A 22,263-nucleotide genomic window follows, 5' to 3' on the forward strand; every position below is an offset into this window, starting at 1 on the left:
GTCATTTTATCCATGATTTCTCCTTGACTCTCTTTTAATCTAACTCTATATCAAGACCAAAAGGAAATACCATGAAAAAGCCAATCGTTATTGTACTTTCAACTTTAATGTTGGGTATATCTGCTACTGCGATGGCGGATTCAAATAATCGCTGGGATGATTATCACGGTAAAGACAATCGACATTCTGAACAGCGTTACGATCATCGTTATGACCACCGTGATGATCATAGAGCACCTGGTTGGTCAAATTCGGACCGTGGCAAACATTATGATAGATATGCAGCATTTAAACGTGGTGATCGTATGCCTGTAGAATATCGTGATAACCGTTACTTTGTTTCGGACTGGCGTGCACATCGTTTAGATGAGCCACCACGTGGATATCACTGGGTGAAAACACCGAATCAATATTTGTTAGTTGATTCACACCACCAAGTTTATCGTGTTCGTTAATTTTGAAATATAGAATATATAAATGGCCTCAATGTTGAGGCCATTTTTTTATGCTAATTCATCATCTTGTGGTTGAGGTGTTTTTAAAGGGGTAGTTGTTTTTGCATGTTTCTCTTTCATCACTGAAGGATAATTCCAAGATGCAAAACGAACCACCAAAATAGAAAGAGCTAAAATAAGAATTGAGCCAGTAATAATGACTTGGTCCATATCTGCTTTATGATCATGTTGGATATCTGAAATGAGTAGGCGGGTTAAGGCTGTAATCGCAACATAAATAAGAAAGCGTACAGGCATATGGTTAGTTTTAAAGTAAATTCCAACCATTGCTCCAAGTTCTAAATATATAAATAGCAATAAAATATCATCAATCGAAGCATACTTTTTGACGGTCAAAATTTCAAAAACAGTATTGGCTGCGGACCAAGCCACCATACATCCAATAATAAACAGGGCTAAGTAGTGGAAGACTTCTACAGCGTAATGACCAAAACGGTCAAGTATTCGCTCATATTTTTTAGGATCAGGCATAGTAATATCTTTTGTTTGCTTCATATGTTTAGAAATTAAACAAATTTCATGCTAATGGAAATAGTAAATACAAAATAAAAAAACGCCTGATTTTTCAGGCGCTTTTTATAAAAGTCTTAATTAAGATTGATTCGTGAAATAGTCTTCACTAAAGCCCATAATTAAGTCAGAACCTGCTTTGATTTTAGCAATACGTGCATCGATATCTGGCAAGATACGTTCAGCAAAGTATTGAGCTAATGCAAGCTTGTTTTGGTAGAAATCACCAGATTTATCTTTTGCTGCGGCTGCAATTTTTGCAAACATATAAGAGAAGCTGAGTAAACCAACTGCATGTAAGTAATCAACAGCAGCAGAGTTCGGGAAATCTACATTTTCAGCAGCTTGCTCAATAATAAACTGAGTGATTGCTTCAATTTCAGTTGCAGCATCTAAGGTTGCATCTTTAATAAAGTTCAAATCTGTGTCTAAGTCATTTGCAAAGTCACGAATTTCAGTGATGTATTCAGCAATGAATGCACCGCCACATTTAATGGTTTTACGACCAATTAAATCTTGAGACTGAACGCCGTTCGTTCCTTCGTAGATTTGAGCAATACGAAGATCACGGATACATTGTTCCATACCCCATTCACGGATATACCCATGACCACCAAACACCATCTGAGCATCTAAAGTTGCTTGGAATGCTGTGTCCGTGAGGTAAGCTTTAGCAATTGGTGTTAAAAGCGCAACGCGATTATTGGCTTTTTTCACTGCTTCTGCATCAGTTGAGAATTTAGTGATATCGAGCTGTTGACCTACATATACGGCAAATGCACGAGATGCTTCATTGTTTGCACGTACGTTTAACAACATACGACGTACGTCACCATGTACCAAAATGCTATCTGCTGGTTTATTTGGTGATTGAACACCTACTGCACTGCGGCCTTGTAAACGGTCAGTCGCGTATTGTGCAGCATTTTGATATGCAAACTCAGATGCACCTAGACCTTGAATACCCATTGATAGACGTTCGTAATTCATCATGACGAACATGGCAGCTAGACCTTCGTTTTCTTTACCAACGAGGTAACCTTTTGCTCCATCAAAGTTCATCACACAAGTTGCAGATGCCTTGATCCCCATTTTATGTTCAATAGAACCTGGACCAACATGGTTACGGTCACCTAAAGAGCCATCTTCATTTACAAGGTATTTCGGAACGATAAACAGCGATATACCACGTGAACCAGCAGGAGCATCAGGGGTTTTAGCAAGCACCAAATGAATGATGTTTTCTGCTAAATCATTGTCACCGCCAGTGATAAAGATTTTAGTACCTGTGATGTTATAAGTACCATCTTGATTAGGTTCCGCTTTGGTTTTAATAATACCTAAGTCAGTACCTGCATGTGGCTCGGTTAAGCACATCGTACCCGACCATTCACCTGAATAAATCTTAGGTAAGTAAGTTTCTTTTTGTTCTTGAGATGCATAGCTGCTTAAAGCCATACCTGCACCTACAGAAAGAAGCGGGTAGAGCATAAATGATGGGTTTGTTGCAAATAACATTTCATCAGAAAGAACGGTGAGCATTTTTGGCATGCCTTGACCGCCCCATTCTTCGTCGGCACCTAGGCCAATCCAACCACCTTCTGCATATTGACGGAATGCATCTTTAAAACCAGCTGGTGTGAACACTTCGCCGTTTTCGTAGCGAGCGCCTTCTTCATCACCTGTACGGTTTAATGGATGAGTCACGTTCTGAGCAAATTTAGCCATTTCTTCTAAAATTGCTTCAGCTGTTGCAGCATCTACATGAGCAAGTTTCTCATTAGACTGCCAAAATTGTTCTGCTTTAAATACATCATTTAAGATGAATTTCATATCAGCTAAAGGAGCATTGTAAATTGGCATAATCGTTCACCTTTTTTGTGCACATTGGCCTGTGCTAGATATCCTGTTAAACGAAATGGATATGGAATTTAAAGTGTAAATTTATCATTGATTTTATAAAAAAAGGACCGTCAAAACTGAGCAGTCCTTTTTTGTTTTTTAACATTGCATATCGCAACTAACTATGGTTAGAAAGCGAAATGTTCAGCATCTAATGACATTAATGGATCTAGACCACCCGCAATCACATCGACATGTGAGCGAACACGTGGCAAGATTTTTTTGAAGTAGAATCGAGCCGTTGTTACTTTTGCATTGTAGAAATCAACATCGGTTGTGCCTTCTGCTAATTTCTCTTGTGCAACAAGTGCCATACGAGCCCATAGATACGCTAAAGTGATATAACCTGAGAAGTAAAGGTAATCTACAGCAGCAGCACCTACTTCATCTGGGTTTTGCATTGCGCGCATACCAATTTGCATGGTGAGATCGCCCCATTCTTTGTTAAGAGCTGCAAGCGGCTCAACAAATTCTTTCATGGCAGCGTTATCTTTATTTGCTTCAACAAATTTGTGAACCATTTTGGTAAAGTCTTTCAGCATTGCACCTTGAGTTTGCAATACTTTACGACCTAACAAATCGAGTGCCTGAATTTCAGTTGTACCTTCATACAAGCATGAAATACGTGTATCACGTACGATTTGTTCCATGCCATGCTCAGAAATAAAGCCATGACCACCGAAGACTTGAACACCATGCTTAGCAGATTCAGAACCAGTTTCAGTTAAGAATGCTTTTGCAATAGGAGTCAATAAAGACAAGATGTTGTCAGCAAACTTACGCTCTTCTTCTGTTTCGCCTTTTTCAACGATGTCAGCGTACTGAGCAAGTAAGTAAACAAGTGCACGGCCACCTTCAGCAAACGCTTTTTGAGTTAAAAGCATGTTACGAACAGCAGGGTGAACGATAATTGGATCTGCATCTTTTTCTGGAGCTTTAGGACCAGAAAGTGAACGCATTGCTAAACGTTCTTTTGCGTAAGTTAACGCACCTTGGAAAGATGATTCAGATGCTGCTAAACCTTGAACAGCAGTACCAATACGTGCTGTGTTCATGAAGGTGAACATACAGTTCAAACCACGGTTTTCAGGTCCGATCAAGTAACCTTTTGCTTGGTCAAAGTTAATGACACAAGTCGCGTTACCATGAATACCCATTTTGTGTTCGATAGAGCCACAACGAACCGCATTACGCTCGCCCACAGTTCCATCTGCATTTACATGGAATTTAGGAACGATGAATAACGAGATACCTTTAGTACCTTTTGGTGCGCCTGGTAAACGAGCAAGAACGATATGGATGATGTTTTCAGCCATGTCATGTTCACCAGCAGAGATAAAGATTTTCTCGCCAGAGATTGCATAGCTACCATCTGTGTTTGGTTCTGCTTTAGAGCGGATAATACCTAAATCTGAACCTGCATGAGATTCAGTTAAGCACATCGTACCCGTCCAAACACCTGAAACAAGGTTTGGTAAATAAGTATTTTTTTGTTCATCAGAACCATGATGTTCTAATGTACGTACAGCTCCGTGAGACAAGCCAGGGTACATACCCCAAGACCAGTTTGCTGTACCAACCATTTCAGAAATTGCAATACCTAAAGAGTTAGGTAAAGCCTGACCACCGTATTGTTCTTCTGCTGATAAAGACGGAAAGCCAAGTTCAATATATTTTTGATAAGCTTCTTTAAAGCCTGTTGGAGTAGTCACTACGCCATCATTCCAAGTACAACCTTCGCGGTCGCCAACTTGGTTTAAAGGAGAAAGTTCATTTTCACAGAAGTCTGCCGCAGCTTCTAAATATTGATCAACCAATTCACGGCTTACGTTACCTTGGAAATCAGGTAATTTTGCATAGTGTTCTTCAGCATTTAATAATTCATGCAAAACGAATTGCATATCACGTAAGGGCGCTTTGTATTGTGGCATATCGGGTTCCTCAATACTGGTGAAACCAGAGTTATAATCTTAATCTATGATAATGTGCCATGAGGCACCTTGGACTATTACATCGTGCAACAACTTGCATAACTGTACAAGCACCTCAGGACCTTTACTTTGTGACTGCAAAGTCAAGAAAAAAATACTTAAACTATGTAAGTGCTTTGAGTGTAAACACTTTTGGTTATGTTTATATGATACAAATAGTCAAAATCGTAAATAGTTATGTATAAACAAAAGGCGCCTATCGGCGCCTTTTGTTTCATGATTTTTTTAGAATTATTTTGCTTGAGCTGATGCAGGAGCAGGGGCGTTAACTGGTGGTTGAGGGCGTTTTGGTTCAAAACGAATGTTACAAGTACCTTCAATTGTTTTATCGCCAACTTGAACATTTACTGGTTGTCCATTGGCCTTGCCATCACATGCTTTTTGGATTTGTTCAAAGCGAGCTTGACGTTCTGCACGGTGCTGTTCCCATGCTGCTTTTTGCTCTGGTGTGAATTCACGATGTTTCATACGATGATGACCTTCACGTGGGCCATCTTGCATCATGCCATGCTCTGATTTTTGCGGTTGAAGTGTTGATTGACAAGCCGCCAAACTACCCATAGTTACAATTGCCGCACTGAATAATGCAATTTTTGCCGTCATTTTCATATTTAAAGCCCTTTATGTTGTGTTTTAAGATGACTTACAGATTAGATAATAAAGATGTAGAAACAATGGAGAGTTTTTCTTTTCGTTGTTGGTTACAATGCCAAATATAGGGTAAAAATGAGAGAGTGCTTTTGAACGTTCTACGTGTTCCCATTGCATTGCGGTTATTTTTAACAGTCTTGCTCACTACATTACTTATTGCGACTGCAAGCTTGAGCGTTTTGCACTGGACAATGCAAAAGAACTTTGCCAAATATGTGGCCGACGTTGAAATGCAGAAGCTCGACCGCCTCATTACCAATCTGGGCGATGTCTATACGGTGTACCATGATTGGGGAAATGCGATTCAGGCACAAATTTTACAAATTGAAGGGACTGCTGCTCCCGATGATTATGATCGCCTCTCACAGTGGTGGCTTCGTCGCCAATATGATATTGCCATACAACAGCATTCTTTCGATGAACATGCCCTAATCAATATTTCACCTCAAGTTGCGCCGGCAAATAAAAATACTATTTTTAGTGATGAAGAGCTAAGAACACTTGAGAAAAATTTACCCTCTCAATATCAACCATTTGAAGGGTTAAGATTCCCTTTGAGTGCAAATCAGTTTCGCCCACGTGATGATAAAAGTAAATCCAAGAGGGGGAGCTTAAAAGATATTGAAACTCAAAATGGTAAGAAGCGATTTATTGCTTTGCCCGACCGTTTGGGGCTAAGTTCTCGTTTATCTTTATATGATGCACGGCATCAGTTTGTCGTTGGTGAGCCGCCGTCTTCAGATCAGATGTCTTATCGCCCGATTATCTTAAACAATCAAGTCGTGGGATATTTAGGCCTAAAACCAGTTTTAGATAAAGAAGATGCTTTAAGTATTAATTTCTTTAGTAATCAAAAGCGCTATTTACTCTTAATTTATGCTTTAACTTTACTCTCAAGTTTAGTTGCAGCGCTATTAATGGCGACTTATTTTAAAAAGCCGATTCAGCGTTTATTAAATGCAACAAATGAATTAACGAAAGGAAATTATCAACATAAAGTCATTATTAAGCGAAATGATGAATTAGGCGATTTATCGACCCAATTAAATCATTTAGCAGAAATTTTACATCAGCATGAAGAGTCACGGCGTCAATGGGTCGCGGATACTTCCCATGAGTTAAAAACACCATTGGCTGTATTGCAAGCACAAATTGAAGCTATGCAAGATGGAATCCGAAAAGCAACTCCTGAACATCTAGATGCAATGATGCGTCAGGTTTCAAGCCTGAAAAAATTAACACAAGACCTTGCAGACTTGGCACAGGCAGATGCACAACAACTCAAGTGTTATTTGAGTTCTGTAAACCCATGGGAAGTGGTATTACAAGAAGTTGAAAACTTTAAACCAAAACTTGAGCAAGCTGGTCTCGAAATTCAAGTTGAAGGAACAAGTTCTCCGCTATTATTAGACCGTGATCGGTTTAAACAGATTATTGTTAATTTAATTAGTAATAGTATTCGTTACACCGAAACAGGTGGCAAAATTCATATTCATACAGCTCAAACTCCTCAAGATTGGACGTTGTATGTCGATGACAGTCTATATGGTTTAAATGATGAGCAGTTATCTCGTTTAGGTGAGCGATTCTATCGCGTAGATGATTCGCGTACGCGTAGTACTGGTGGAACAGGGCTAGGCTTGGCTTTGTCTTGTAAAATTGCGCAAGCGCTTGGTGGTACACTCAGTTTTGAACATTCGCCATTAGGTGGATTACGTTGTGTGCTCACTTTCAAAAAGCAGAGTTAAATATAAAAGGAAAAATATCTCATGAAACATGTGATGTTGGTTGAAGATGAAGTCGAATTGGCACATTTGGTGCGTGATTATCTTGAAGCTGCCGGTTTTGAAGTAAGTATGTTTCATGATGGTCAAGATGCCTATGCGAGTTTTCAGCAACGTAAACCTAATTTAATGGTTCTGGATCTAATGGTTCCACGAATGGATGGTTTGACCATTTGCCGTAAAGTTCGTGAACAGTCAGATTTGCCGATTATTATGGTCACTGCCCGTACTGAAGAAATTGATCGTGTATTAGGCTTGAACATGGGTGCTGATGATTACGTATGTAAACCGTTTAGCCCAAAAGAATTGGTTGCTCGCGTACAGGCAGTTTTACGCCGTTTAGAACGTAAGGCAGAGCCTGAACAAAATGATTCTTTTCGAATTGATAAAGCACAGCAAAGAATTTGGTATCAACAAAAATCATTGAGTTTGACGCCAACAGAATTTCGTTTACTTGAGCTATTTTTAGAGCATGTAGGCCAAGTATATTCGCGTGCACAATTATTGGATCATATTAATCCTGATAGTTTTGATGTTGCCGATCGTGTAATTGACAGTCATATCAAAAACTTGCGCCGAAAAATTAGTGAAGCGGCTGAAACTGGTAATCGCCATGAGTGGATTCAAGCTGTTTACGGTGTAGGTTACCGCTTCGAATATCCTGAAGAATAAGCACTCACTAAAGTTATTCTGTGGATAACCACAATGTTATCCACAGAAAATGTGGATAGTTTTAAAGATTTTATGGATAAATTATAATCTTGGTATGATTCGGCACGAATTGCCAAATCTCATCTATATCTGCATTTCTAACAGCGATACATCCTAATGTCCAATCCTTATGTGGCATATAAGTCGAGCTAAAAGGCATAAATAAAAAGGATTTTGGAACTGATCCATGAATCATGATATCTCCACCCGTTGGTTGATTATGTTGCTTGGCATAAGCAACATCTTTCGTATCGGGATAGGAAATATGCAAAGATTTATAGAAAGCACTTTGTGCGTTTCGCCAGTCTATGGAATAAACACCTTCAGGTGTTTTTCCATCATTTTCAAAATTTTTGTGTCCTTCAGGGTTAAAGCCTAAACGAATAGGATAACGACGAATTACTTCCTGATTACTTTTGAGTAGAAGTATGCGTTGATTCTTAAACACTTCAATTGAGGTAATGGGCTTTGTCTTGATTAGATCCGAAATCTCTTCGTGTGAAAGAGCTTTATGGGATGAAGTAAAAGTTGGTAAATATTTTTCATAATTATAAAAAGTGATTCCCAATGGAATCATGAGAAGTGTACAAATAACAATAGATCTAATTTTCATATATTATTCTTTGATGCTTAAAAACTCTCTTAATCTACCACTAAGCGATTTAAGAGAGTTTTATGTTTTAAAAGATTAAGAAGAGCAACTTACTGCTACGTCAGGAACATCACTTGGTAATGGACCTAAATCTTCAGGTCTTTCTAAATCTGGTTGTTGAGTGTATGGCTGGTTAAGCAGCTTAAATAAACGATCTACTTCGCTAAAATCATTCCGTTCGGCTGCATCAATAGCGCGCTGCGCCATATGGTTCCGTAAAATATAAACTGGATTGGCTTTTTGCATATTCGCGTCTAGTTCATCGGTATCTTGATGTTCACGAATACTTTGATATTGGCTAAGAAACTCATCAAATTGTCGAATATCAAGGCAATCATCTCGTAGAACTTTATATTCTTTATTTTGAAGTCTGATAAAGCTCTGAGTGTAGTCAAGTTGTTCAGTTTGTAGAATTTTTAAAAAAGTAAAACTACAATCAAGACTGTCTTTATGAAAATGAGGTAGTCCCATTTTTTGACATAAACCTGTTGTGTAGTGTTCAATAAAAGTTGGTTCAAATTGCTCTAAGCAGGCGGCTAACTCTTCTTTGAACTTATCCTTTTGTTCAGGTTTGGCAAGAGGGATTAAATTATTTAACCATGTCCATAAATTCCAATGACCTATGCTTGGTTGGTTTTGGTAGGTGTAACGGCCTTGGTAATCTGAGTGGTTATTAATCCAGTTTGGGCGGAAACGCTCCATAAAACCATATGGACCAAAATCTAAAGTTGAACCTGTAATATTTAAGTTATCTGTATTCATTACACCGTGAGCAAAGCCAACCAACTGCCATTTCGCAATCATAATAGCGGTATTGTGAATTACGGCTTTCGCAAAAGCTAAAATAGGTTGTTCTGCTTCTAGGCATTCTGGGTAGTGCCATTCAATACATTTCTGAGTGAACTCTGGGAGTAAGTCAGGAGCGTATTGATTAATCCATTCAAAATGTCCTAAACGGATGTGACATTCTGATGTTCTTAATAGCATTGCACCGGGTTCTAGTTTCTCGCGCTGTACGCCTTGAGTAGAGGTGGTAAAACCTACTGCATGGCTAGAAGCTACTCCTAAAGCATTTAGAGCATGCCCAGCTAAATATTCGCGAACGACAGAGCGTAATACTGCTCGACCATCTCCCATGCGTGAATAGGGTGTTGGACCTGCACCTTTTAGATGTAGATCTATGGTTTGACCCTTTGTATTAAGAATTTGCGCGATGAGTAATCCGCGGCCATCACCAAGTTGTCCTGCCCATTGTCCGAATTGGTGGCCAGCATAGACCATAGCCAGAGAAGGAAATTCAGTGAAAGTACGCTGTCCGCTACAGATTTCAACCCATGCATTTTTTTCGTCTTCAGACCATTGCAATTCATCTGCCAAAGCAGTATTGAAATGGCCTGCTTTTGCACCACGTAAAGGCGATGGTTGTTGAACATGGAATAGTTTAGACGGAAGTGTAGGGTAGAGCGGATTAAACTGCATGGGCTTAGCAAAATAGAGAGAGCGGATTTTACTATACCATAGTTAAAAAGCAGGCATAAAAATAGCTCCCGAAAGAGCTATTTGAGATCAGAATTTATTTTAGTCTGACACCACATTGGTAGTCTTTTTAACACTACGCATGAGTGTTTCTAAGCATTCACGGTGATGACTTAGACGATGTTCAAGTAATTGGAAATCAACTTTAAGCTTGTGATCCATTTTATGAATCTTTTCTGCCATTGCTGCTTTTTTTACTTGTAACTCTTGTTCTTTAAGTTTTGCCCAATCATTTAAAGTATGGGTAAATGCTTCGTATTCTTGTGCAATACGTTGCTTCATTTGACTAATGTCAGCATTTACATCATGACCATAAATAGCAAGATCTTGCTCAGCATATTTAAATTTCATCGCTAGTTCTGCTTTTTTAATATTAAAGCTTGGAATACGACGTAAATTTTTAGCTAAACCAAGTTTAGAACAAGACCAAATTAACCATTTTGTTGGGTCATATTGCCACCATTTCACACCATTACGATAATCGTATTGGAAGATATGATGATAGTTGTGGTAACCCTCGCCCCAAGTGGCGATAGCTAACCAGAAATTATCACGTGCCGAGTTTTCGTCTGTATACGGACGTTTACCAAACATATGACAAAGTGAATTAATAAAGAAAGTCACTTGATGGCTAATGATTAAACGCAATAGACCACCTAAGAGGACTACACCCCATAAATCGCCAGTTGCCCAACCAATTAAGCCTAAAATACCAACATGAACTGCAACTACCAGTAAACCATAGTATTTATGTTGGAACATGACCAATTTATCATTGAGCAAGTCAGGTGCATTTTTAAAGTCAGGCTCAGATGGTGAATGATCGCGGATCATCCAACCCATATGCGCATACCAAAAACCACGCTCAATTGAATATGGATCTTCATCAACATGATCAACATGTCGATGGTGAGTACGGTGACCAGATGCCCAGAACAAAATACTATTTTGCACGGCAAATGTTCCACCAATCATTAAAAGAATTTTAAGTGGTAACGACGCTTCGTAAGCTCGGTGAGCCCACAGGCGGTGGTAACCAGCAGTAATCCCCATACTACTTAGAGCTAAAAGAAAAAATAAGCTTACCCATGCGCTTACACTAAAATCATAATAATACGCGTAAATCGGGATTATTATTGCGGCAAGAATTGGTAAACCAATTAAGGTAATGCTAGCGGTCCAGTTAATTGGGGCTTTGAGTGGGGCGGAAGTCATATCCGGCAGCGCTCCTAGAATCCTTGTTAGACAAGGTACAAAGACAAAACGACATAGCAAAACCAATCATCAAGATATATTGCTATTCTATCCTTCATATTAGCACGTGCTTAGTGAGAATCACTAACATTATTGTACAGATGTATTGAAAGAACGGTAACAGATTTAAACTATGTCACAGAGTTTTTCAAGCAGGAGAAGTTGTTTAATGAACGTACAACGATTGAAAAAAAAGAACAGCATTGATATTGCAAGAAAATTATCATTGAAGTGTATCTTGGTCACAATCAGTCTTGTATTAGCCGCATGTCAAAGTGCACCCGACCAAAATACAAAAAAAGTTCAAACAAGAAAAACAGTTCATCATGTTCAACCTCCAGTTGTAAAAAAGAGAGTGAGTCCTGATGGCATTCAAGACATTGATTGGCAGATTACTCAGATTAATGGTCATAAGGCCAAGTTTTTTAGCCAGTGGCCCGTTCTTTCTCTAAATTCTGCTGTCAAAACGGTATCAGGCCATACAGGCTGTAACAGGGTTTTTGGTCGATATACATTTGATTTTAGTCAGCAAAAACTTGATATGCAGGTCAATGCAGGACATCTAAGTTGTTCTGGTGCGTTGGCCCAAGAAGCAGAGTTAGTCGATGCCTTACAACGTATTCAACGCTTTCAGTTAGTGGGTAATACGTTATATCTGCTTGATCAGAGTGGGCAACGCCTCATTCAGGCACAAAAGAAATAAAAGGTGGTTTTACCACCTTTTTTATATTTAAAGCGCTTGTAACATAGCGGTGGGAATATCTGTAATCAGCCCCTGTACGCCTAAATCACGTAAAGATTTAGCTCGCTCTATGTCATTTACTGTCCAAACGCTAATGTTTAGATTTGCTTGTTGAGAAAGTCTAACTACTTCATCAGTTGCTAGTTGATCATGCCAGCCAATGTGTACACAGCCATATTGATGAGCAAACTCAATAGCCGTTGCTCCAACAGGTAACTCAATGAGTAATCCACGCTTAAACTGTGATTTATTTTGCTGTAAGGCCGATAAAATTTGCAGGTCAAAACTGGTGATAGTGACTACTTTTTCATAACCCTGTAGCTCAGCCTCAAGTTTTTGAACCAGTCTTTCTGCTAAAGCCATATCTCTTACAGCTTTAACCTCAACCTCAATATGATCAAAATTATCAAGTAGAGTCAAAACTTGTTTAAGTGTAGGCGTTGGTTCTGAACTTGGCCAGTTAGGCCAATTTTTACGATGATCAACCGATAATGCTTGGGCCAATGTAGATTGCTCTACAATTTGATCGAGTCCAGCTGTACGTAAGAAATTATCATCATGGATTACGACGAGTTCTTCATCTTGAAGCTGACGAATGTCGAACTCAACACCACGAATACCTAACTCTTGCAAATGCTGAAAGCCACCTAATGTATTTTCAGGAGCTTCTTGGCGTGCGCCACGATGACCAATAATGCGCATAGTTTTCTTCTATCTAATATTATTTGTTATGACCTCATAAATATTAGAGGTCATTGTTAATCTAATCTATTTTTAAATAATCTCATTAATATTTTTTTGCCAAAGAACTTCTTGTCCACCTTCAGCACGTTGCAAAGCTCGAGATGCAACAAATAGCCAATCAGATAACCGGTTAATTAGCTGTAGGGCAGTTGTCTGAATATTTTGATCACGTGCTTGTACAGACATGAGTGAACGTTCTGCACGGCGGCAAACGGCACGGGCCTGATGAGCATAGCTACAAGCTAAAGAGCCAGAAGGTAGAATAAACTCTTTAAGCATAGGCAAGTCTTCATTCATACGGTCAATTTCTTTTTCAAGAAACTCAATACAAATAGGCTGAAGTAAATTGTAGTTCGGAATACAAACCTCGCCACCTAAGTCAAATAACCAATGCTGAATCAGGCTCAGGCTTTTGTCCCACTCAGCTTTGTTGTTCATTTGACTGGCTGTGATTTGAGCCCGTAAAACCCCAATAATGGCATTCAGTTCATCGACATCGCCAAGTGCTGCAATGCGTAAATCATCTTTGGCAACACGAGAGCCATCACCTAAACCTGTTGTGCCTGAGTCGCCTGTGCGTGTATAGATTTTGCTTAAACGGTGTCCCATGATGGATATCCTGAACATAAAAAAGGGGGGTAATGTCGGTCAGAACATTACCCCGAAACTGGAGCTAAGAAAATATTTTTATAATAAAGTTTTGCTTAGTAGCTTAATGTCACACCAGCTGATGCAAGGCGGCCGCCGTTGATATACCAGTATTCCGGAGAGAATGACGATTGAGCATTATATGCAGTGTTATAACGTACATCACCAATATTCTGGATGTTCGTAAATAACTTTATATTTGAATTCATATTCCAAAAAGCATTTAAATCAACAGTTGCATAACCTGGAACTTTAACTGAGTTTTCAATATTTTGTGCGTTTGCTTTAGAGCGAGAGACTAGTGAAGCATTCACCCCATAAATACCATCATCATAGCCCGCAGTTAAAGTATATGTTTGACGAGGACGATAAGGCACATCTATGTCTTTATCTTTATCTCTAGCTTCTACATAAGCGTATTCAGCATTAACAAAGATATTATCCTTAGACCACTTTAAACCTATTTCCCCACCTTTCATATCCGCTTTATTTAAGTTGATATATGTTGTTTTACCATTTATAGCACCATAACTAATTAAATTTTTAACATCTGTATAGTAGCCAGAAAGATAGGCAGAAATACCATAATTAAACTTCTGATCTATACCAATTTCATATGACTTGCTTTCTTCAGGTTTTAGATCAGGGTTACTATAAAAATCATAGCCGTAAGAGCCATATAAATGTTCAAGGGTTGGTGCTTTGAATGCAGTACCAATGTTAGTGTAGATACTTGTTAGAGGAGAGATTTGATAACGAATAGCAGCTTGTCCAACAGTATGGGTACCAAACCAATCATTATCTTCAACTCGAACACCAACCTGAGTATGAATACCATTATCGTTATATTGATGTTGTAAATAATAGCCTGTAGAGCTGATATCTCTTACCGCTTCAGGAGATGAGCTAGCATCATATTTTGATCGATTGTATGTAACACCCCCTAAAATATTCTGATTTGGTACAAAATTCCATTTGGCATTTATGTCCCCTTCATCAGAGGTCGTATTAAAGTGGCTTTGATAAATTACTTGTTCGATTTTATCAAGATAATGAGAATAGCGTGCATTTAAGACCAAATCAGAAGAAGCCTTATAACTAGCCAGCCAATTTACTAGACGATTTTCAAAATTACGTTTTGCATTATTCGTTGAATAGTTCGTAGTATAGTTATTCGTACCTTGATTTTGGTCAATTGCTAAGCTTGTGTTAATTACATCATTACTATAACCAACTTTTGCATTATATCCTTTTTGGTCAAATGCTGCTTTTTCACTTTTATCTTGTATATTGATAATACTAGTACCATCAGTCTCCATTCGTTGACCACCGATACTTGCATAAAAACCACTATCATCTACATAATCTGCATTTACAAGTGTCTTATAAGTACGGTTTTCACCATATACACCTGTTAAACTTGCTCCAGATTTTGTTGGATTGTTTGAAATTAATTGTACTACACCACTAATAGCATCTGAACCATATTGAACAGAAGCTGGGCCTTTTAAAATTTCGATTTGGTCTACATCTGATAGGTTAATAAATTCAGGTGAAACAGGGCCTAAGCCGTTTTGAGTATTTAAGCGAGCACCATTTTTCAATAATAATGTCGAGCCCGTTTGTCCACCACGTAAAGATAGGTCTGTGAGTTGACCAACGCCACCAGATTGTTTTATATAAATAGACGCATCTTTTTGTAATACATCAGATAAATTTAAAACAGGGTTTTTTTCAATTTCTTGTTTAGAAATTACTGAAATACGCGCTGGAACTTCACTGGCTTTTTCAGCGCTTTTTGAAGCAGTGACTACAATTGGATCAAGTTGAGTTGCGTTCGTTGTATCTTCAGCAAAAATAATAGGTGAAAACCCCATCGCAATAGCGATAGCCCCTACCAGACGAGTAGGTTGAAAAGACTTAGACATAACATGCTCCATACATTCACCCCACGTGAATGATCGGGTAGATAGATGAAACAAGTAGGTCTCCGGACTTCAGCGCCATATTTAATTTATGGACATATTCACCTTCCCACATGACTGCAGTGGTGTAAGTCGATATCGACTTACAAAATATGCTTTACATTGTTACCGTTGCGGGGGCAGTGCCGGACTTTCACCAGCTTCCCTAAAGCTTTAATTGCTTACACTTGCTTCCAATTTTACGCAGTATAAAGTGCCGATTTGCTTCGTACAATGTCATTTAGTCCAATTCCCAGAGAACTTTTACGCAAGGGACAAAAATTGCATTACAATGACGCTTATTTTAAGAAATGGTTGTAGTTTAGGCAGATCATGAGCCCCTTAAACCAAAAACGTACACGAGCAAAAATCTGTGGAATTACTCGCGCGCAAGATGTTAATGCAGTAGTCACTGCTGGAGCAGATGCGATAGGTTTTGTTTTTTTCCCGCCAAGCCCAAGACATGTGACAATTGAACAGGCACAAAAATTAGCAAAAATAGTTCCGCCCTATGTACAAATGATTGGTTTGTTTGTAAATGCGAGTGCTGCTGATATTCAAGCTGTACTTGATTGTGTTCCCTTAGATGTATTACAACTACATGGCGACGAAACTCCAGAACAGTGTCAGGAAATAGCTCGCTATTGCAAACGTCGTTGGTATAAAGCCATTCAGGTTAAACCTGATCTTGATGTTATTGCTGAAATTCAAAAATATCAGGCGGCTGGAGCCAGTGCTGTACTACTTGATGCGTGGCATCCTGAACTTAAAGGGGGCACAGGACATCAGTTTGACTGGTCTAAATTCCCAAAACTTGATATTCCATTAATCTTGGCAGGTGGTTTAACCCCTGATAATGTCATTGACGCTATTCATACTACAGGTGCTTTTGCAGTAGATGTGAGCGGAGGCGTAGAGTCCGCAAAAGGTATAAAAGACCAACAACTCATTGAACGATTTATGCAAGGAGTCCAACGTGGATCAGCAAAATAATGTGATTGACTACACACAGTACCCAGATGCTGCCGGGCATTTCGGTATCCATGGCGGACGTTTTGTGTCAGAAACTCTCATGGCGGCATTAGAAGATTTAGAAAATCTCTATTCTCGTATGAAAAATGATGAACAGTTTTTGGCAGAATTCGACCGTGACCTCGCCTACTATGTAGGTCGTCCTAGTCCACTTTATCATGCTGAGCGATGGTCAAAAGAGTTAGGTGGTGCGCAAATTTATCTTAAACGTGAAGACTTGAACCATACAGGCTCACATAAGGTAAATAACACGATTGGTCAGGCTTTATTAGCGAAGCTTTCTGGTAAAAAACGTATTATTGCCGAGACAGGTGCTGGGCAACATGGCGTAGCAACTGCAACAATTGCAGCACGTTTAGGCCTTGAATGTGTCGTTTATATGGGTGCAGAAGACGTTAAGCGTCAAGCGATGAACGTTTATCGTATGCGTTTGTTGGGTGCGACTGTTGTACCAGTACAAAGTGGTTCTAAAACGCTTAAAGATGCCATGAACGAAGCGATGCGTGACTGGGTAACCAATGTTGATAGTACTTACTATGTAATTGGTACAGTTGCTGGTCCACATCCATATCCTCAACTCGTACGTGATTTCCAGTCAATTATTGGCCGTGAAGCACGCAAACAGATTTTGGAACAAGCAGGCCGTTTACCAGATGCATTGGTTGCTTGTGTAGGCGGTGGTTCAAATGCAATGGGCTTGTTCTATCCGTTCTTAAATGATGCCAATGTGAAAATGTATGGTGTTGAAGCTGCTGGTTTTGGTATTGAAACTGGTAAGCACTCTGCACCATTAAATGCAGGGCACGTTGGTGTGTTACATGGTAACCGAACCTACTTGATGAGTGATGAACAAGGTCAGATTATTGAGACTCACAGTATCTCGGCAGGCTTGGATTATCCGGGCGTAGGACCAGAGCATAGCTTCTTGAAAGATATGAAGCGTGTGGAATATGTACCGATTAATGATACAGAAGCTCTACAAGGTTTCCGTGATTTAACTAAAATCGAAGGGATTATCCCAGCACTTGAAAGCTCGCATGCAATGGCGTACGTCTCTAAACTTGCGCCGACAATGTCTAAAGATCAGATTATTATTGCGACTGTTTCTGGCCGTGGTGATAAAGATTTAATGACAGTTGCACGCATTGATGGCGTAGAAATGGTTGAGATGTAAGAGCACAAAATGCCAAGTTTGTTTATGGTGATGTTGGGCGGACGTCATGCACGTGCCAATACAGAAGTTCATGATGTTGTTATGGCAGTAGGGGACACTTTGGAAGAAGTTTACCCTCAACTTAAACAGGCTTGGTTTGGTGAGACTCAAGGGCTGCATATCGATGCTTGGGCCAAGCTTTCAGGTGTTAGTTCTCAAGGGCAGAACTATCAAATCCAGTTTTCAGATGCAGCGCCGTCAGCTTCAGATTTAAAGTTGTATTTGATTAATCTGGGTGGATATACACCCAATGCTTTCGGCGAGTTACATAGTTATCATTTGATTGTTGCGACAGATGCTATGATGGCAAAACAGTTAGGTAAGCAGTTCATTGATCAAGAATGGCATAAACCCCATACCGACCGTGTTGTAGATATTGATGATTGTATTCCGATTGACCATATTGCAGGGCGTTATATTCAGCTAGTGCAAGGTGAGTCCAATCCAACAATTTGGGAAAATACTTATATAGATCTCTAACTGTTCTTAAAAAAGGCTTAAAGTTAAAAATAAAATATAAAAAGTTGCTGATCTCTTATATAACTCGCTCAAATCGCAACTTTTTTGTAGCACTATTTACAATTCATCTGCTTAGACTAGAAGCTCAACATAAGCTCTTTGGAGTAATCAAAAATGGGTCTTTTAGATGAAGTAGGTAAAATTGCTGGTGCTATTATCGCGGAACAAGGCGTCGATAAATTAGATCCAGATGCAGGTTTCCTAGAAAAAGCAGCAGGTGCTTTTGCAGGCTATGAAGCCGCAAAGATCGCTGAAAATAAATTGGAAAATAAAGATAGTGAGCAGGAATCAGAGCCAGAGCAAGAACAACCGAGCGATGATGACGCTTAATTTTTAGAAATTGAATTCCACACTTAAATCATTATTAGTTGAATCTGATGTTATTAATGAATCGGACCACAACTGTTTAGACAGACCCTTAAAGAGTTTAAGTTATCTTATATAGATTTAGGTGAATATCAGAAAAAAGAGCATATCAGTATGCTCTTTTTTTATAGCTTAATAAAAGCCATTTGAAGATCAAACAGATGTGGTAGCCAATTGGTCGGGGAACAGTCTATTATTACTTGATAGATGAGCAATAAATCACCGGATAATGAATAATGGATTTAATTCAAGAAAATGGACAGCCTCATTATGGACGGTTTGAATCTGTACCATCAAGCATTCATATACAACGATATATCTATAAAACCCCTTATGGCAAAGTCTTAAAAGGTTGGCGTAAGCAATTAAAGTATAAGAAATTTAAATTCTGTGGCATTCAACATACACATTATACTATTGGTTTGGCAATTGCAGATATTGGTTGGGTTGGGCACAGCTTTTTCTATATTTACGATCATGAAACAGAGCAAGTGATTGAATGGAATGCGATTCAACCTTTAGGTCATAAAACCTATCTTGATGAACAACCTTTGTTTAATCAAAGTTATTTTTCTAAATCGCCCTATCAAATTGATATTCAGCATGCGAATGGGGTGCGTTATATCCGAGTGACTAAATATGGTGAAATCTGTCTGAGCGCCCGTATTTTCTGTGCAGGAACAGATATCTTAAGTTTGTGTACACCAACAGGTATTAATGGTTGGACCTATACCCAAAAGCAGGCCACATTGGCTGTAGAAGGGATGTTTATTAATAAACAGAATCAAGTTGTACAATTTGATGAAAAGACATTTGCCTCTTTAGATGATACTTGTGGTTTTTTACGTCCAGAAACAGCTTGGTTTTGGCTTTCATGTAACTTTTGGGATGGGCAAGGTCGACGTATTGGTTTGAACTTAGCCTCTGGTGTGAATGAAAGTTTTGGTAATGAAAATTGTTTGTGGGTGAATGGTGTTTTATTTCCATTGACGGATGTTTTATTTGAAAAAGTAAATGATGAGCGTTGGCACATTCGTTCTTTAGATCAAAAGTTAAACCTAGAGGTACACATTGGTTGGTGCCGATATGAAAATATCAATTTAAGAATGATCGGAAGCCAGTTCAATCAGTGGCAGGCTAAAATTAGTGGCACGATTGAGCATGAGGAAACCGATAGAATTAATTGCAATGCGCAATACGGTCTACTAGAACAACATTATGCAAAATGGTAACAAGCAGGTTATAAACCTGCTTGCCAAAATGCTTCTCCAGCTGCAATAGGATCATTCGTCTTTTCGAGTGTTTTAATCCAAACAGGGTACTGGCGAATCACAGGATGCTGACTTGGGTGAAAGTCTTTTTTGAACCAATCCAGATATTGGCTTTTCATAGCTGTTAATGTGCCATTTCTGCCAAAGAACCAAGGTAAGCCTTTGAGAGTCATTAATAGTCTTTGTCTAGAACTAAAGCCATCACACTTCAACATGATATTGGTGCGATAGAGCGTAAAACCAAACATAAGTACTGTCGTAAGAGCTAATACAAAGCGACGAGTCGACTCTGGAACTTCACCCACCTGTTTCATTACATCAAAAGCAACATCACGGTGTTCCATCTCTTCAATTGCATGCCATGCAAACAGTGCTCGAACATAAGGGTGTGCATTTTCTAAAGTCTTTTTATGGCTATAAAAAGTTTCAGCCATTAATGCTGTTAAGTGTTCAGCCGCCGCTGTCATCGCAATATTGTATTGTGGTGAGCGTTTGGTGAGTTCAAAACGAAAAATCTTTTTCAAAGTCGTGGTGAACTGGTCAACTGGCATGCCTTGTTCTTTCATGAGCTGATTCATTTTGTCATGAGCCATACCATGTTGAGCTTCCTGTTTAATAAAGTCTGCCACTCGTCTTTGAAGCTCAGCATCATCAATCTTGTCGCGAAACATACGAACACATTCAATAAAGTAACGCTCACCATCTGGAAAAGTTAAGCTGAGGGCATCAAACATACGGGTCAGAAAAGGATCATTATTAAACCAAAAGCGAGGTGCTTCGTTTAAATGAAAATCTAAATCTTTACGTACAACGGGATTAACCTGATAAGCAACATGTGCGTTCATATTTTTATTTCTCGCATCTAACCTTTCCCTAGTATGTCGCGACTGGTCGGCTTTGTTTTGACAGTTATTGCCAATTTTTATACAGTTTGCGACAAGATGGCATTAGAAAAAGGATGAGCCATGCAGGATTTCACGATTTCCAATGGTTACTTTTACCTTTGGAATACGTATTTAAAAGAAAAGGGGATGGATTGGCGGTCATTAAATTTAACTGAAACCCAAGCTCGCCAAGTTCAAAATATCTTATCTGCATCTATTGATGCTCAATCATCGTTAACTTTTTTTCTTGAGCTTTTAGAGCTCACCGAATCTCGACTACAAGTTTCCAATTTAGCTTTGGAAATGGCTGCCTGTATTACACCTGCCAATTTTGGTGTGCTGGGCTACATGGCATCACGAAGCGATAGCCTTGCTCAGGTGCTCGAATATGTCATGAAGTTTCATCGTCTGGTGATTGATGGTGAGCAAGTCGTGCCTATGCAAGTTGAACAAGACGCTTCTAAAATTCGTTTGTATTGGCCGTTGGTAGATGACAGTAATATCATACTTTGTGAATTGACCTTAGCAGCTATGGTGCAGCTTGCTAAACAAATTGCGCCATTACACGATTTTCTCTTGCAACAAGTTGAGTTCGTGCACCGTGCACGTGGCCCATTAGTACACTATCAGCGTTTCTTCCAATGCAAATTAGCATTTGAAAAACCTTACTATGCATTAACTTTTGCAAGTGAGGGGCTAAGTATTCGTCCGCAAGATGCAGACCCAACCTTAATGCAACTTTTGGTGAAACAGGCAGAAGAGGCATTAGCTCAGCGTAAAATACATACAGATTTAGCTCAGCAAATACATTGGATCGTACATGAATATTTTAAGCAAAGGCAGCAAGCCCCAAAAATAGAAGATATTGCCATCGAATTGAATATTTCAGTACGAAGCTTGCAACGCCAGCTACAGTCATTAAACACTTCATTTAAATTAATTTTAGATGTAGAACGCATGAGACGCTGTGAGATATTGCTGAGCCAAAATGAAAGCTTAATTTCTATTGCGGAGCAATTGGGATATTCAGATCAGTCGGCGCTTGCCCGTGCTCATAAAAATTTGACAGGACAAACCTTATTAACACGGAAAAGACAATTACAGCTAACCCATAAAAATGCAGTGAAATAGTCTTTTTGTGGTGATTTTCTATTCAGATGACAATCTAATAATGGCTCGAAAATAGGAAGCTTTGATCATTGAGAAAAGTTTCAAAATATTGATAAATGTACCCCATGGGTTGTATGAATCATACAATCGAATATCGCCATAACGTTAGAGCTGTTCAATGGACAAAAAATAGCGTTAAAATGCGATGTTCTTGTATTTCTACAAACAACTCCTCAATTTTAAATAATTCAAGGAAAGCACAAC

At 39.0% G+C, this 22,263-nt stretch carries 21 protein-coding genes and 1 riboswitch; of the genes, 10 read left to right on the forward strand and 11 right to left on the reverse strand.

Annotated elements, in window-relative coordinates:
* Positions 1-71 precede the first annotated feature (71 nt).
* Entirely contained in the window at positions 72-455 is a 384-nt protein-coding gene (locus tag I5515_RS12550; protein WP_199967391.1) for an RcnB family protein, read from the forward strand.
* A gap of 48 nt (positions 456-503) precedes the next feature.
* On the opposite strand, the gene I5515_RS12555 is transcribed toward I5515_RS12550, so the two are convergent.
* The 4 genes from I5515_RS12555 to I5515_RS12570 all read right to left on the reverse strand — a co-directional run bounded on the left by I5515_RS12555 (position 504) and on the right by I5515_RS12570 (position 5,527).
* Positions 504-986, reverse strand: coding sequence for a phosphate-starvation-inducible protein PsiE (locus tag I5515_RS12555; RefSeq protein WP_199967394.1), 483 nt, complete (start codon positions 984-986; stop codon positions 504-506).
* Between the two features lie 120 nt (positions 987-1,106).
* Positions 1,107-2,888 carry an acyl-CoA dehydrogenase C-terminal domain-containing protein gene (locus I5515_RS12560; protein WP_199967396.1) on the reverse strand — a complete coding sequence of 594 codons (1,782 nt, stop codon included), beginning with the start codon at positions 2,886-2,888 and terminating at the stop codon, positions 1,107-1,109.
* Positions 2,889-3,055: 167 nt separating this feature from the next.
* Positions 3,056-4,858, reverse strand: coding sequence for an acyl-CoA dehydrogenase C-terminal domain-containing protein (locus tag I5515_RS12565; protein ID WP_199967398.1), 1,803 nt, complete (start codon positions 4,856-4,858; stop codon positions 3,056-3,058).
* A gap of 291 nt (positions 4,859-5,149) precedes the next feature.
* Positions 5,150-5,527, reverse strand: coding sequence for a hypothetical protein (locus tag I5515_RS12570; protein WP_199967401.1), 378 nt, complete (start codon positions 5,525-5,527; stop codon positions 5,150-5,152).
* 131 nt (positions 5,528-5,658) lie between these two features.
* On the opposite strand from I5515_RS12570, the gene baeS reads away from it, so the two are divergent.
* On the forward strand, positions 5,659-7,317 hold the full coding sequence (gene baeS / locus I5515_RS12575; RefSeq protein ID WP_199967403.1) for a sensor histidine kinase efflux regulator BaeS: 1,659 nt from the start codon (positions 5,659-5,661) through the stop codon (positions 7,315-7,317).
* A gap of 21 nt (positions 7,318-7,338) precedes the next feature.
* Positions 7,339-8,025: a response regulator gene (locus tag I5515_RS12580; protein WP_003655179.1), complete on the forward strand. Its 687-nt coding sequence runs from the start codon at positions 7,339-7,341 to the stop codon at positions 8,023-8,025.
* 70 nt (positions 8,026-8,095) lie between these two features.
* On the opposite strand, the gene I5515_RS12585 is transcribed toward I5515_RS12580, so the two are convergent.
* The 3 genes from I5515_RS12585 to I5515_RS12595 form a co-directional block, all read right to left on the reverse strand.
* Complete coding sequence (locus I5515_RS12585) at positions 8,096-8,677, reverse strand: L,D-transpeptidase family protein (protein ID WP_199967405.1); 582 nt, start codon at positions 8,675-8,677, stop codon at positions 8,096-8,098.
* A 75-nt stretch (positions 8,678-8,752) separates the two neighbouring features.
* Positions 8,753-10,195 (reverse strand): protein adenylyltransferase SelO, encoded by a 1,443-nt coding sequence (locus I5515_RS12590; RefSeq protein WP_199967407.1) that lies wholly within the window; start codon positions 10,193-10,195, stop codon positions 8,753-8,755.
* A gap of 99 nt (positions 10,196-10,294) precedes the next feature.
* Positions 10,295-11,467 carry an acyl-CoA desaturase gene (locus I5515_RS12595; RefSeq protein WP_199967416.1) on the reverse strand — a complete coding sequence of 391 codons (1,173 nt, stop codon included), beginning with the start codon at positions 11,465-11,467 and terminating at the stop codon, positions 10,295-10,297.
* Between the two features lie 208 nt (positions 11,468-11,675).
* Between I5515_RS12595 and I5515_RS12600 the strand changes: the two genes are divergently transcribed.
* On the forward strand, positions 11,676-12,209 hold the full coding sequence (locus tag I5515_RS12600) for an META domain-containing protein (protein WP_199967418.1): 534 nt from the start codon (positions 11,676-11,678) through the stop codon (positions 12,207-12,209).
* A gap of 27 nt (positions 12,210-12,236) precedes the next feature.
* Here the strand turns inward: I5515_RS12600 and I5515_RS12605 are convergent, their stop codons facing one another.
* The 3 genes from I5515_RS12605 to I5515_RS12615 form a co-directional block, all read right to left on the reverse strand.
* Positions 12,237-12,950, reverse strand: coding sequence for a glycerophosphodiester phosphodiesterase (locus I5515_RS12605; protein WP_199967420.1), 714 nt, complete (start codon positions 12,948-12,950; stop codon positions 12,237-12,239).
* Positions 12,951-13,022: 72 nt separating this feature from the next.
* Positions 13,023-13,601 (reverse strand): cob(I)yrinic acid a,c-diamide adenosyltransferase, encoded by a 579-nt coding sequence (locus I5515_RS12610; protein WP_199967422.1) that lies wholly within the window; start codon positions 13,599-13,601, stop codon positions 13,023-13,025.
* 95 nt (positions 13,602-13,696) lie between these two features.
* On the reverse strand, positions 13,697-15,568 hold the full coding sequence (locus I5515_RS12615; RefSeq protein ID WP_199967424.1) for a TonB-dependent receptor plug domain-containing protein: 1,872 nt from the start codon (positions 15,566-15,568) through the stop codon (positions 13,697-13,699).
* 35 nt (positions 15,569-15,603) lie between these two features.
* Positions 15,604-15,811: riboswitch (cobalamin riboswitch) on the reverse strand.
* Positions 15,812-15,937: 126 nt separating this feature from the next.
* On the opposite strand from I5515_RS12615, the gene I5515_RS12620 reads away from it, so the two are divergent.
* From I5515_RS12620 to I5515_RS12640, 5 genes are all read left to right on the forward strand, one after another.
* Positions 15,938-16,597 carry a phosphoribosylanthranilate isomerase gene (locus tag I5515_RS12620; RefSeq protein WP_199967427.1) on the forward strand — a complete coding sequence of 220 codons (660 nt, stop codon included), beginning with the start codon at positions 15,938-15,940 and terminating at the stop codon, positions 16,595-16,597.
* Complete coding sequence (gene trpB, locus I5515_RS12625) at positions 16,581-17,810, forward strand: tryptophan synthase subunit beta (protein ID WP_199967429.1); 1,230 nt, start codon at positions 16,581-16,583, stop codon at positions 17,808-17,810. Before I5515_RS12620 ends, trpB begins: the two co-directional genes overlap by 17 nt.
* A gap of 9 nt (positions 17,811-17,819) precedes the next feature.
* On the forward strand, positions 17,820-18,329 hold the full coding sequence (locus I5515_RS12630) for a DUF1543 domain-containing protein (protein WP_199967431.1): 510 nt from the start codon (positions 17,820-17,822) through the stop codon (positions 18,327-18,329).
* A gap of 153 nt (positions 18,330-18,482) precedes the next feature.
* Positions 18,483-18,698, forward strand: a complete 216-nt coding sequence (locus I5515_RS12635) for a hypothetical protein (RefSeq protein ID WP_199967433.1) — start codon at positions 18,483-18,485, stop codon at positions 18,696-18,698.
* 272 nt (positions 18,699-18,970) lie between these two features.
* On the forward strand, positions 18,971-19,966 hold the full coding sequence (locus tag I5515_RS12640; protein ID WP_199967434.1) for a DUF2804 domain-containing protein: 996 nt from the start codon (positions 18,971-18,973) through the stop codon (positions 19,964-19,966).
* Positions 19,967-19,974: 8 nt separating this feature from the next.
* On the opposite strand, the gene I5515_RS12645 is transcribed toward I5515_RS12640, so the two are convergent.
* The gene (locus I5515_RS12645; protein WP_199967436.1) at positions 19,975-20,850 is read right to left on the reverse strand and encodes a metal-dependent hydrolase; all 876 of its coding nucleotides are present in this window, start codon (positions 20,848-20,850) and stop codon (positions 19,975-19,977) included.
* A 120-nt stretch (positions 20,851-20,970) separates the two neighbouring features.
* Between I5515_RS12645 and I5515_RS12650 the strand changes: the two genes are divergently transcribed.
* Complete coding sequence (locus tag I5515_RS12650) at positions 20,971-22,020, forward strand: AraC family transcriptional regulator (protein ID WP_199967447.1); 1,050 nt, start codon at positions 20,971-20,973, stop codon at positions 22,018-22,020.
* Positions 22,021-22,263: the final 243 nt, after the last annotated feature.

Origin of the sequence: Acinetobacter calcoaceticus, assembly GCF_016508255.1 — a bacterium.
Taxonomy (GTDB): Bacteria; Pseudomonadota; Gammaproteobacteria; order Pseudomonadales; family Moraxellaceae; genus Acinetobacter; species Acinetobacter calcoaceticus_E.